Raw genomic sequence first — 12,853 nt, 5'->3', positions numbered from 1 at the left:
CTGCCTTGAAAGGGCCTGATTAATGGGTCTCGCGCATTTCCCCGAGGAGCATGGCGGTCGCTTGCTCCTTTTCCACGGCGGCGCCCAGGTACCATCCCTGCACCAGGGTGCAGCCCTCCGCCTTGAGGATTTCAAGCTGTTCCTCGGTTTCCACCCCTTCGATGGTGGTCTCCAGCGGCAGCGCCTTGGCCAGCGCCAGCATGGCGCGCAGCACCGGCAGGCTCTGACGCTCGATGCCCAGCCCCTCCACGAAAGCGTGGTCGATCTTGATGCGGTCCACAGGCAGGGTGCGCAGATAGGCGAAGGACGAGTAGCCGGTGCCGAAATCGTCCAGGGCGATTCGGATGCCCTGGTGCCGGAAGCCCTCGATGATCTCGGTCGCCACGGGGCCCTCCTGCATGAGGGCGCTCTCGGTGATTTCCAGCTCCAGGCGGCCGGGCGGCAGGCCGGTGGCGGACAGCGCCTCCGCCACCTGGTTCGCCACGCGGTTCGCCCGGAACTGGATGGTGGACAGGTTGACCGAGATGAAGATGTCTTCAGGCCAGGAGAGGGCCGCGCGGCAGGCTTCCTCCAGAACCCAGCCGCCCAGCGGCAGGATGAGGCCGATGCTCTCCGCGGCGGGCAGGAAGGCGGCGGGGCTCACCACGCCGCGCGTGGGATGGCGCCAGCGGATCAGCGCCTCGAACCCGCGCACCCGCCTGTCCCGGCAGTCGAAGATGGGCTGGTAGACCACGAAGAACTGTCCGGTCTGCCAGGCGGCATCCAGGTCCAGTTCCAGCACGCGGCGTGCCAGGGCATTGCGCTCCATCTCGCGCTGGAACACGTGGGCCTGTCCTCGCCCGTCCGCTTTGGCGCGGTGGAGGGCGAGGTCCGCGTTCTTCAGCAATTCCTCCAGCGTCTGCCCGTGCTGGGGGGCGATGGCAATGCCGATGCTGCCGCCGACGACGATGCGGTTATGGTCGAGGTCGAAGGGCTGCTTGATGGCCTCGATGACGGCGCCGGCGATTTCGATGGCACGCTCCTCGTCCGTCGCCGGGAGCACGATGGCGAACTCGTCGCCGCCCAGCCGGGAGACGATGAGCGCATGGGACGCCACCATGCAGATGCGCTCGGCCGCCGCCCGCAGCAGGGCGTCGCCCACCACATGCCCCAGCGTGTCGTTGATGGACTTGAAATAATCGAGGTCGAGGAAGAGCAGCGCGAAATCCGGCCGCTCCCCGGCGGTGCCCAGCCGCCCGTCCAGGTTTTCCACCAGCCCCAGGCGGTTGGGCAACTCGGTGAGGCTGTCGCGCCGAGCCGCGGCCATCAGGGCCTCGGCCACCTTGCGCTGATTGTCCAGGCGCCGCTCGGTGAGGACCACGGCGGCGGCGATGCCCAGGCAGATCACCACGGCGAAGGCCATGATGGGGAGCGCCTGTCCCCATGCGCGCCGCATGAGGGCGTGCTCGCTGTCGGTGACCAGGATGCTCACGGGGTATCCCGCCAGCCTGCGCATGGCATAGACCCGGACGCGCCCGTCGATGAGACCCTCCGAGGTGATGCCGTCGATCTCGGCGCTGTCCAGGAGCCGGGCTGTGGCCGCGCGCGCCGCCGGGGTTTCATTCCGGTGGGCGGGAGCGTGCGGATAGCCGGCCAGATAGGTGCCGTCGGAGCGGAACATGGCGATGGCGGCCTCGCGGCCGAGATCGATGGTGCTGAAGATTTCCTCGAAATAGGACTGCCGCAGCGCCCCCAGCAGGACGCCGAGGAAATGGCCGTCCGAAGCGCTGATGCGCCGCCCCAGATAGATGGTGACGGTTCCCGTGGCGCGGTTCGCCACCGGCGCGCTTACGGCGATGCCCGGATTGTCCGGCTGAAGGAGGGCCTGGAAATAGTCCCGGTCCGAGACCACGATGGGTGGGATGGGCCAGTAGCGGCTGAAATTCTGCAGCCGGCCATTCTCATCGACAACCGTGATGGCATCCACATAGGGCAGGGCGTCGATCTTGTCCTGCAGCATGCGGTGCACGCTTTCCCTGCCCATGACGGCTTCGAACTGCTCCTGGGTTTGGATGCGGGCGGTGGCGATTGTGTCCATGATGGCGCGCTGCGCCAGTTCCACGCCCTGGAACGCGCGCTCGGTCTGGCCCGCCAAGGCGAGGGCGAGATTGCCCAGCTCGCGGGTGCGGTCGGACATGGCGCGCTCGCCCGCCTGCAGGGCCAGCAGCGCGGCAAGCGCGATCACCAGCGCGCAGACGCATCCGGCCAGGTAGCGGGTGCGCCGCGTCACCCGCTCATGGGGGGGGAGATGCGCCTCGATGCCTGGTTCCTCGGACGTTTTCTGCTCCTGCGCGCGCCCAGCCACCATCCGATCCCTTCGGCGTTCCAAGACAGGGGTGTGCCTCGATCCCGGTCCGATGCGGCTCCAACCTAACCTGAATTGAGTAAGGCCGCTTCCGTCAGTTCGTTCCTATCAAACTCTAAGATATTGTTTCGCGGCACAATTTGGCTTTAAGGCGTAGAGGTTCGCCCCAGCCCCCGAATGGCCGCTTCTAGCGGGGAATGCCACCTCCGTGCCGAGCCGCGCTTGACAAGGCAGGGCTCCCATGCCCTTTCCGGCGGCCTGTGGCGCCGCCCGGCGGCTGCCGCGCCGATCCTTCATGTCCGAAAGGCCGTCTCCATGCACCGCTACCGCACCCACACCTGCGGTTCGCTCACCGAGGCGCAGGTGGGCGAGACCGTCCGCCTCTCCGGCTGGTGCCATCGCATCCGCGACCATGGCGGCGTGCTGTTCATCGATTTGCGGGACCATTACGGCCTGACCCAGGTGGTGGTGGACCCCGACAGCCCCGCCTTCGCCGCCGCCGAGAAGGTGCGCGCGGAATGGGTGGTGCGGTTCGACGGCAAGGTGCGCCCGCGCCCGGAGGGTACGGAGAATCTGGACCTCGCCACCGGCAAGATCGAGATCTACGCCACAGAGTTGGAAGTGCTGGGCCCGGCCGCCGAGCTGCCCCTGCCGGTGTTCGGCGAGCAGGACTACCCGGAAGACATCCGGCTGCGCTACCGCTTCCTCGACCTGCGGCGCGAGCGCATCCACAACAACATCATGACCCGCGGGCGGATCATCGACAGCCTGCGCCAGCGCATGAAGGGGCAGGGCTTCTTCGAGTTCCAGACGCCCATCCTCACGGCATCCTCGCCGGAAGGCGCGCGCGACTTCCTCGTGCCCTCGCGCATCCATCCCGGCAAGTTCTACGCGCTGCCCCAGGCGCCCCAGCAGTACAAGCAGCTGATCATGATGAGCGGCTTCGACCGCTACTTCCAGATCGCCCCCTGCTTCCGCGACGAGGACCCGCGCGCCGATCGCCTGCCGGGCGAGTTCTACCAGCTCGACCTGGAAATGAGCTTCGTGGAGCAGGAAGACGTGTTCGCGGCCGTGCAGCCGGTCATCACCGGCGTGTTCGAGGAGTTCGCGAACGGCAAGCCGGTCACCAAGGACTGGCCGCGCATCCCCTATGCGGAGGCGCTGCGCAAGTATGGGTCCGACAAGCCGGACCTGCGCAACCCGCTCATCATGCAGAACGTCTCCGAGCACTTCCGGGGCTCCGGCTTCAAGGTGTTCGCGCGCATGCTGGAAGACCCCAAGAACGAGGTGTGGGCCATTCCCGGTCCCACCGGCGGTTCGCGCGCCTTCTGCGATCGCATGAATTCGTGGGCGCAGGGCGAGGGCCAGCCGGGCCTCGGCTACATCATGTGGCGCGAGGGTGGTGAAGGCGCCGGCCCGCTCGCCAACAATATCGGCCCGGAGCGCACCGAGGCGATCCGTGAGGCGCTTGGCTTGAAAGCGGGCGATGCCGCCTTCTTCGTGGCCGGCGACCCGTCCAAATTCTACAAGTTCGCCGGCCTTGCCCGCACCCGGGTGGGCGAGGAGCTGAAGCTGGTCGATCATGACCGCTACGAGCTGGCCTGGATCGTGGACTTCCCCTTCTACGAATGGTCGGAGGAGGAGAAGAAGATCGACTTCTCCCACAATCCCTTCTCCATGCCCCAGGGTGGCCTGGATGCGCTGAACGGGCAGGACCCGCTGACCATCAAGGCGTTCCAGTACGACATCGCCTGCAACGGCTATGAGATCGCCTCCGGCGGCATCCGCAACCATCGCCCCGAGGCCATGGTGAAGGCGTTCGAGCTTGCGGGCTATGACGAGGCCACCGTGGTGGAGCGGTTCGGCGGCATGTATCGCGCCTTCCAGTATGGCGCGCCGCCCCATGGCGGCATGGCGGCGGGTATCGACCGCATCGTGATGCTGCTGTGCGGCGTTACGAACCTGCGCGAGATCTCGCTCTTCCCCATGAACCAGCAGGCCCTGGACCTGCTCATGGGCGCGCCGTCCGACGTGGCGCCCAAGCAGCTGCGCGAACTGCATGTCCGGCTGAACCTGCCGCAGAAGTGAGGCGCGGCGGGGCGTTTCGTCCCGCGTGCCGGTTTCCGTTTCGAGCCCTTCCCCGCCAGCGGGGGAGGGCTTTTTTGTTTGTTTGATGGGGCTCGCCGGCGATGCGCCGCGCCCCCTCCCCCCTCGCGGGAGAGCGTTGGGGTGAGGGGGGCTTTTCCGCGCGCGCGGACGTCGGAAAGCCTGCGCCAGGCGGCACCGCCCCCTCACCCGCCTCGCTTTGCTCGGCACCCTCTCCCCCGGGGGGAGAGGGGCGCGAACGGCTGGCGGATGGCCGATTGGGGATGTTGCGCCCGGCGGTGCTCCAACCGCGTTCGGCCCCGCTCCGCTCGGAAAGTGAGGACGTGCGCAGCCCTCACGGCATCAGGCGCACCGTGCCTCCATCCCGCAGACATGAAAAAAGGCCGGGCAATGCCCGGCCTTTCGTCTTTTCGGGATGCGTCCGCTCAGGCGGGGCGAGGGGTCGCCTTCTTCGCCTTCTGCAGCTGGCCGTTGACGATGCGCGAGAGCACCACGATCACCAGAACCGTGCCGATATAAGCGAGCACCTGCATGCCCGTGGGCTGAGCGCGATAGCCCACCATGGTGCGCAGCACGCGGCCGACCGGACCGTCGTCGGACAGCAGCCAGGACGTGTCCCAGAGCGGGTCGGACAAGGACTGGATGAAGCCGGTATCCTGGAGGATGCCGACAGCCTGCGCCGCAAGGCCCGCCGCCAGCAGCGTGATGAGGATGGTGGTGGTCTTGAAGAGCGCCTTCACCGGAATGGCCACGAGGCCGCGATAGAGGGCGAAGGAGACCGCCGCGCCCGCCAGCACGCCCAGCGCGAAGCCCAGCGCCACGTTGAGGGGCGATTCGCCGCCGATGGCGATGCCGTACATGAACAGCACCACTTCCACGCCTTCGCGCAGCACGGCCATGCCGACGACGATGCCGACGGCGGCGAGAGGCTTGCTGCCTTCGCGCACCTCGCGGCCCACCGCCTTCATCTCCATGACCATTTCCTTGCCGTGGCTGGCCATCCACACCACGGTCCAGACCAGCATGATCACGGCCACGCCCAGGATGGCGGCGTTCAGCACGTCCTGGCCCGAGCCGTCGAACAGGGTCGCGATCTTTTCGGCGAACAGCGCGATGAGGGCGGAGCCCAGGACGCCGCCGCCGATGCCGAGGGCGATGACGCGCCCGCGCCCGGCGACGCCTTCCGTGGCGGCGAGCATGACGCCGACGATGAGTCCGGCTTCCAGCACTTCGCGGAAGACGATGATGAAGGCTGCGAGCATGGGCCCCCTCCCGCTCCGGGGCGGCCGGCGCACCCCATCGGCCGATCGCGTCGGCCGTACGTTCAAGACTCGACAGGTTGCCGAACCGACCTGCACAATCCGAATGCTTGGACTATATTTTTGGTACACGCGGGGATCGGGCCTGTCACCGCCTCCGACATTGATTGGAATTATTCAAATCTAATGTTTTGACCGGAGATGCTGGCAGCGGCCCGGAAGGCGCGTTCACAGCGCACAATTTCCGTTCCGGAAGAGCCTGGAAAAGCTTCAGCGCGGCCTTGGAATTCGCTCCTTGGCGGCATCATTATGCCGCACTCGCCGCAAAAGCGGTTCGGCGGCACCGCCCGCGAAGCCGCGTCTATATTGGAATCAGCGTTGTTTGCGAGAAGAACATAGAACTGTTCCATAGTCGCTTGGTAATCTTGTTCGCTCGCCATGGCAGCGTTTAGGGTGGGATCGGCGCGAAGCGGACCCATGCGGCCCCGTGCGTCGCCCGGCAGGCCCGTGGGGCAGCCGGTTCGTTCATCAGGGGAGAGTTTCATGCGCGCGCCATTCGCTGCCGCCGCCATTGCCTTTGCGGTCGGCTTGTCCGGCCCGGCCTTCGCCCAGGCACCCGCCTCGGCCCCGGCCAAGCCCGCGGCTTCCGCTCAGCCCGCAGCCTCGGCCAAGCCTGCGGCTGCCCCAAAGGCTCGCGACGTGGTCCTGCACTACGCCAATCAGGCGCAGGCCATGTACACCAATTCCTATCAGGCCGCGGTGGCGATGCAGACGGCGATCAACGCCTTCCTCGCCGCCCCCAGCGCCGAAACCCATCAGGCGGCCAAGGCGGCCTGGAAGAAGGCCCGCGATCCCTACCAGATCACCGAGGGCTTCCGCTTCGGCAATTCCATCGTGGACGAGTGGGAAGGCAACGTGAATGCCTGGCCGCTGGACGAGGGTCTGATCGACTATCTCGACAAGTCGCGCCCCCAGTCCTCCGATGAGAATCCGCTCTATGCGGCCAACGTGATCGCCAGCAAGACGATCCGCATCGGCAAGAAGACGGTGGATGTCTCCAAGATCACGCCCCAGCTCCTGCACCAGCTGAATTCTGCGGCGGGCGTGGAAGCGAACGTCGCCAGCGGCTGGCACGCCATCGAATTCCTGCTGTGGGGCAAGGACCTGCACGGCACCGAGCGTGGCGCGGGCGAGCGTCCGTGGACCGACTATGACCTGAAGGCCTGCACCGGCGGCAATTGCGACCGGCGCGCCCAGTATCTGAAGGTGGCCACCGACACCCTCGTGGCCGACCTGAAGGAAATGGCTGATGATTGGGGTCCGAAGGGCTCTGCCCGCGCGGCGCTGCTGAAGAAGAAGGACAAGGCCGCGCTGGCCGTCATCTTCACCGGCATCGGCTCGCTCTCTTATGGCGAACTGGCGGGTGAGCGCATGAAGCTCGGCCTGCTGCTGCACGATCCCGAAGAGGAGCAGGACTGCTTCTCCGACAACACCCACAACTCGCATTATTATGACGAAGTGGGCATCCAGGACATCTATTACGGCCGGTTCACCAAGATCGACGGCTCCACCATGAGCGGCCCCTCCGTAGCTGACCTCGTGCGCGCCGCCGACCCCAAGGTGGCCGACGAGATCGATGCCAAGATGGCCGCCGCCCTCGCCGCCATCAAGGTCATCAAGGACACCGCCGACAGCGGCGAGATGTTCTACGACATGATGCTCGCGGAGGGGAACGCCAAGGGCAACCAGATGATCCAGAACGGCGTCGATGCCCTGGTCGCCCAGGCCCACGCCATCGAGCGCGGCGTCGCGGTGCTCAAGCTGCAGATCAAGGTCGAGGGCTCGGACAGCCTCGACAATCCCGACGCTGCCAAGAAGAAGTGAGGCAAAGACGTGAGGCCATGGGCCGGCGCGTGTGACGCGCCGGCCCTCGGTCACTCCCGCACGGCGGGAGCCAAGCAGATGCGGTGCCGGTCCTGACCGGAGCCGCAGCCGGAGCGGGCGCCGTGCGCGCCCGCTTTATCTTCGGGGCCTCGGCCCGGCGTTCGAGAGAGAGGGGGCCGTACGCCCCCGGCGGGTGGGGCGATGATTTCACGGCGCGGACTGTTGCTCGGAAGTGCTGCGGCGGGGATGCTGAGTGCCATTCCCTCGGCCATAGGCCAGGTGCCCGCCTCCATCGATACCCTGCCACCCAACGCGCCGGTGAAGCGCCTTTCCCTCTCCGCCGGAGAGATGGACGTGCACCTGCTGGGCCCGGACAAGCCGGCCACCAAGCATTTCTGCGCCTATGACGGCGAGCCCTTCAAGATCTTCCGCTTCGAGCGCGGCACGCGCTTGGCGGTGGACTTCAAGAACAACCTGCCCGACCCCACCACCGTGCACTGGCACGGCATTCGCGGGCCCTATCTGTCGGATGGCGTGGCGCCGCTGACGCAGGACGTGATCCAGCCCGGCGGCACCTTCGCCTACAACGTGCCCCTGCCGGATGCCGGCTTCTATTTCTTCCATCCCCATTGCGACGAGACCGGACAGGTGGGACGCGGCCTGTTCTCGCTGCTGATCGTGGACGATGCGGAAGAGCGCAAGGTCAAGTTCGACGCCGAATGCTTCGTGGTGGTGAAGGACTGGCGCCTGGGCGATGACGGCCAGTGGATCGCCATGAGCACCGACGAGGGCGCCTCCACGGCGGGCACCTTCGGCACCGTGCGCGCCACCAATGGCAGCGTCACGCCGCCGCGCGTGGAAGTGCCGGCCTATGGCGATGCGCGCGTGCGCGTCATCATCGCCGATTCCACCCGCGTCATCGATCTCGGCACCGACCATGACGATGCCGCCCTCATCGCCGTGGACGGGCAGGCGCTGCTGCCGCCGCAGGTGCTGGACAATCTGCCGGACGGCATCTGGCGCATGGGCCCCGCCATGCGGGCCGATCTCCAGGTGCGCATGCCCGGGCCGGGCGAGGAAGTGAAGATCTTCGACTACCGCACCAGCGAGCCCTATCTGCTCACCACGCTGGTGGCGGTGGACAAGGGGCTGAAGAAGACCGCCTTCAAGCCGAAGGCGCTGCCGGCGTCCATCGCGCCCATGCCGGACCTCGCCAAGACCTTGCCGCTGGAATATCTGGTGCAGGTCTCCGCCGGGGCCACCATCGTGAGCCCGCCTCTGCCGGCGGACGATCCGCTCTCCAAGGCGCTGGTGGATTCCCTGTGCGTCGGCCAGAAGACCCATTGGGCCATCAGCCGGGATTCCTGGTCCACCGACGAGGCGCTGCGCCTGCCGCCGCCGCTCAGCCAATTGGCCACGGGCAGCAGCTATGTGGTCACCTGCACCAACGTGACCAAGCACGTGCATCCCATGCATCTGCATGGCCATGTGTTCAAGGTTCTGTCGTCTTCCAAGAAGAAGACCATGCCGCAATATCTGGCGGACACGGTGCTCGTGGAGCCCAATGAGAGCGTCCAGTTCGCCTTCAAGGCGGCGAGCGGCAACTGGGTGTTCCACTGCCATATCCTCGAACATATGGATACCGGCCTCATGGGCTGGTTCCGGATCGCGTGAGCGGGGCGCGGGCGGCGCTCGGCGCGGGGCTGGCTGCGGCCGGGCTGATCGCAGCCGGGTCCGCCGTCGCCGGGCTCGACGCCCTGGATGTGCAGATCGGCAAGGCGCTGTTCGATCGCGCCTGGGTGGTGGCGCCCGCCTCCACCAAGGCCGATGACGGCCTCGGCCCCCTGTTCGATGCGCGCGCCTGCGCCTCCTGCCATCCTCGCGACGGGCGCGGCTCCATCCATGTGGAGGCGGACGGCACGCTGGAAGGGCGCGGCGCTGTCCTGGCGCTCGGGCGGCCGGACGGGTCCGGTGACCCGGTCTATGGGCGTCGCCTCCAGATCGATGCGGTGCAGGGGTTGACCCCCGAGGGCGTTCTGGCCGTGGAGGAGCGTGTGCTGCCGGACGGGCGCAAGGCGCGCGTCGCCGCGCCGCGCCATCTGGCGTACGGCCCGCTCGATCCCGCCACCGGCCTGTCATTGCGCGCCGCGCCGGACCTGCGCGGGCGCGGTCTTCTGGAAGAGGTGCCCGAGGCGGCGTTGGCCGCCATCGCCGCCGCCCAGCCCGAGGCGGTGCGCGGGCGCCTGCGCCATGTGACGCTGCCCGACGGGACGAAGGCGCTGGGGCGCTATGGCTGGAAAGCCTCCCAGCCGAGCCTGGAAGCGCAGAGTTCGGAAGCCTTCTTCCTTGATATGGGCCTCTCCACCCCGCTCCATCCCGAGCCCTGGGGCGACTGCACCGCCGCCCAGGAGGCGTGCCGCGCCGCGCCCCACGGGATCGAGGCGGAGGGCCAGGTGGAAATTGCCCAGTCGCTGCTCGTCCGTGTGGTGGCCTATGTGGCCTCCCTGCCGGTGCCGCAGCCGGAGGGGTCAGCGAACCGGAAAGGCGCGGCGGTCTTCGCCGCCGCCGGTTGCGCCCAGTGCCACCAGCCCGCTCTGCCCACCGCGAGCGGCGGCACCGCCCGCCTGTTCACCGACCTGCTGCTGCACGATCTCGGCCCCGGCCTTGCCGACACGCTTTCCGAGCCGGGCGTCGCGGCGGGCGAGTGGCGTACCGCGCCGCTGGCGGGTATCTCCGACGCGCTCAAGCGCAAGACCGGCCTGCTGCATGACGGCCGCGCCCAGAGCGTGGCCGAGGCCGTCGGCTGGCATGGCGGGCAGGCGGATGGCGCGCGCCGCGCCTTCCAGGCGCTGAACGCGGCCGACCGCGCCGCGCTCGTCGCCTACGTTTCCAGTTTATGAGACCCTTCGACTATCCGAGGATGGGAGCCCATTAGGATGAAGACGATCACCGCCCGCCTTGCCCCCGCCGTTCTGGCGCTGGCGGCCTTCGTCCAGCCCGTGCAGGCCGCCCCGGCGCTGGATCCCGTGCCGATCATCGAGACCTGGCTCCTGCCGCGCTATGACACGCTGGTGTCCACCAGCGTGGACCAGCAGGCCGCCTGGACCACCTTCTGCGCCGCCCCCTCCGCGGCGGGCGTGGACACGCTGAAGGCCGCCTTCCTGAAGACCGCCGATGCCTGGACCGCGGTGGAATTCGTCACCATGGGCCCCATCAGCCTGTCCCTGCGGGCGGATCGCTTCAACTTCTTCCCCGACCGGCGCAACGCCATCCAGCGCGGCATGGCCGAGGTGCTGGCCAGCACCGACGAGGGGCGCTTCGAGGCGGAGCGCTTCGGCAAGTCCAGCGCGGCGGCCCAGGGCCTGCCTGCCATGGAGCGGCTGCTGTTCGAGCAGGGCGCGGCGGACGCGCTGGCTGCTGGCGCCGAGGCCAAGGTGCGCTGCCAGTACGGCACGGCCATCGCACTGAACCTTGCCTCTATCGCCAAGGACGTGCGGACGGGCTGGGGCGACAAGACCTCCGGCGCGCTCGGCGCCATCGTGTCCGGCAAGGGCGACCCGGTCTTCTTCCCCGATGTGGTGGCGGTTCCGGGCATGATCCTCACCGACCTGTCGGGCGCCTATCAGCGCGCTTCCGACACCCGCGTGCTGCCTGTTCTCGGCAATGGCGATCCCAAGCCGACCCTCGCGGAAGGCTGGCGCTCGGGCCGCTCGGGGCAGGTGGTGAAGGTGATGATCACCTCCGGCGACGCGCTGCTCCAGGAAGTGGCGAAGCAATTGCCGAGCCGCACCCAATGGGCCGTGAACAAGGCCGCCACCGCCGCCGACAAGGCCGCCGCCGACTTCCCCGCCGATCTCGGCGCGGCGGCGCAGACCAGCGACGGCGCGGCCAAGATCCAGGCGGCGCTCAAGCTCTTCAAGGGCGCCCAGATCACCATCTACCGGCCCATCGCCGCCTATTTCGGCATTTCCCTGGGCTTCAACGCCCTGGACGGCGACTGAGCCCATGGTGGTCCTATCCCGACGCGCCCTCATCGGCGCGTCCGCCGCTGCGCTGTTCCTGCCGCGCAGCGCGTTCGCCCAGGGTCTGGCTGAGGTCAACAACCAGATCCATGCCCGCTCCCACGCGCTGGAGGGCGGCTGGCTGACCACGGCGGGCGAGGGCGAGGGCTTCGGCGCCTTCGCCGTGGCGGACGGGCTGGACGCCGCCGCCAAGGCCCCCTCCGCCGCGCGCCTGCACGGCATCGAGGGCAGCCCCACCGGGCCGCTCGCGGTGGCGGTGGGCCGTCGCCCCGGCCATGTGGCCCTGGTGTTCGACCGGGTGAAGGGCGGGCAGGTGGGCACGTTCACGCCCGGCGCGGGCCGGGTCTTCGCCGGCCATGGCCGCTTTTCGCCGGAAGGCGACATCTTCCTCACCACCGAGATCGAGCGGGCGCCTGACGGGCCCGTGCGCGGCATGGGGCGCGGCATCGTCGCGGCCCGGCGGGTGGATGGCGGCTTCGAGATCGTCGCGGAATGGCCGAGCGCGGGCGATGGTCCGCACGATCTCATGCGCTCCGGCGCCTCCCTGGTGGTGGCCAATGGCGGCATCGAGCCCAACACGCCCGAGGCGCGGGACGCCGAGGTGACGGGCAGTTCCATTGCTCTGTTCGATCCCGCCAGTGGGGCACAGAAGGGGGAGGGCGTGCTCTCCGGGGATCTCGGGAGCCTTTCGCTGCGCCATCTGGCGCGCGATGGCCAGGGCTTCACCGTGGTGGCCGCGCAGGACCTTCTGAAGGACGGCGTTGCCCGTCCGCTCATGTTCGGCATCGCGGCTTCGGGCGCGCTCTCGCCCTTCGAGGCGCCGGACGAGGAATGGCGCGCGCTGCGCGGCTATATCGGCTCGGTGGCCATCGACCGCTCCGGCGCCTATGTCGCGTGCGCGACGCCGCGCGGCAACCGGGTGGCGGTGTGGACCCGCGCGGGCCGCTATGTGGGCGCCATCCCCCTCAATGACGGCTGCGGCCTCGCCTCCACGCCGGAGCCGGGGCGCTTCATCGCCACCAGCGGCTATGGCGAGGTGATCGTGGTGGCCGTGGAAGAGGGCCGCGTCGGTGTCGCCGCGCGCCATACCGGCGGGCCGCGCTTCGACAATCACATGGTGGAAGGCTGAGGTTTTCGCAGGGGTAGGGCGCGCATCGCCCGGCCCCTGCGACGCCGCGTGCGGCGGTTCAGCCTGTACAATCAGTGCGGGTATATTAGGGTGCTTCCCGGCGCACCGG

8 protein-coding genes are annotated in these 12,853 nt (G+C 68.4%); 6 read left to right on the top strand and 2 right to left on the bottom strand.

Translation table 11 applies throughout. The features are described 5' to 3' along the window. Positions 1–19 precede the first annotated feature (19 nt). The gene (locus EJJ38_RS18500; RefSeq protein WP_127091918.1) at positions 20–2,347 is read right to left on the bottom strand and encodes a putative bifunctional diguanylate cyclase/phosphodiesterase; all 2,328 of its coding nucleotides are present in this window, start codon (positions 2,345–2,347) and stop codon (positions 20–22) included. 312 nt (positions 2,348–2,659) lie between these two features. On the opposite strand from EJJ38_RS18500, the gene aspS reads away from it, so the two are divergent. Next, positions 2,660–4,432, top strand: a complete 1,773-nt coding sequence (gene aspS, locus EJJ38_RS18495) for an aspartate--tRNA ligase (RefSeq protein ID WP_127092221.1) — start codon at positions 2,660–2,662, stop codon at positions 4,430–4,432. Between the two features lie 443 nt (positions 4,433–4,875). On the opposite strand, the gene EJJ38_RS18490 is transcribed toward aspS, so the two are convergent. Beyond that, positions 4,876–5,712 carry an FTR1 family iron permease gene (locus tag EJJ38_RS18490; RefSeq protein WP_127091917.1) on the bottom strand — a complete coding sequence of 279 codons (837 nt, stop codon included), beginning with the start codon at positions 5,710–5,712 and terminating at the stop codon, positions 4,876–4,878. A gap of 540 nt (positions 5,713–6,252) precedes the next feature. On the opposite strand from EJJ38_RS18490, the gene EJJ38_RS18485 reads away from it, so the two are divergent. The 5 genes from EJJ38_RS18485 to EJJ38_RS18465 all read left to right on the top strand — a co-directional run bounded on the left by EJJ38_RS18485 (position 6,253) and on the right by EJJ38_RS18465 (position 12,744). Next, entirely contained in the window at positions 6,253–7,593 is a 1,341-nt protein-coding gene (locus EJJ38_RS18485; RefSeq protein ID WP_127091916.1) for an imelysin family protein, read from the top strand. Positions 7,594–7,839: 246 nt separating this feature from the next. Further along, complete coding sequence (locus EJJ38_RS18480) at positions 7,840–9,267, top strand: multicopper oxidase family protein (RefSeq protein WP_245454325.1); 1,428 nt, start codon at positions 7,840–7,842, stop codon at positions 9,265–9,267. Next, positions 9,264–10,493: a di-heme oxidoredictase family protein gene (locus tag EJJ38_RS18475; protein ID WP_127091914.1), complete on the top strand. Its 1,230-nt coding sequence runs from the start codon at positions 9,264–9,266 to the stop codon at positions 10,491–10,493. The genes EJJ38_RS18480 and EJJ38_RS18475 overlap by 4 nt, the downstream gene beginning before the upstream one ends. A 36-nt stretch (positions 10,494–10,529) precedes the next feature. Next, positions 10,530–11,594 (top strand): imelysin family protein, encoded by a 1,065-nt coding sequence (locus tag EJJ38_RS18470; RefSeq protein WP_127091913.1) that lies wholly within the window; start codon positions 10,530–10,532, stop codon positions 11,592–11,594. Between the two features lie 4 nt (positions 11,595–11,598). Next, complete coding sequence (locus EJJ38_RS18465; RefSeq protein WP_127091912.1) at positions 11,599–12,744, top strand: DUF1513 domain-containing protein; 1,146 nt, start codon at positions 11,599–11,601, stop codon at positions 12,742–12,744. The last annotated feature ends 109 nt before the right edge of the window (positions 12,745–12,853 follow it).

Origin of the sequence: Aquabacter cavernae, from assembly GCF_003993795.1 — a bacterium.
Classification (GTDB): domain Bacteria; phylum Pseudomonadota; class Alphaproteobacteria; order Rhizobiales; family Xanthobacteraceae; genus Aquabacter; species Aquabacter cavernae.
The sequence above is the reverse complement of the archived record's forward strand: the minus strand, read 5'-3'. Positions and strand labels throughout refer to the sequence as shown.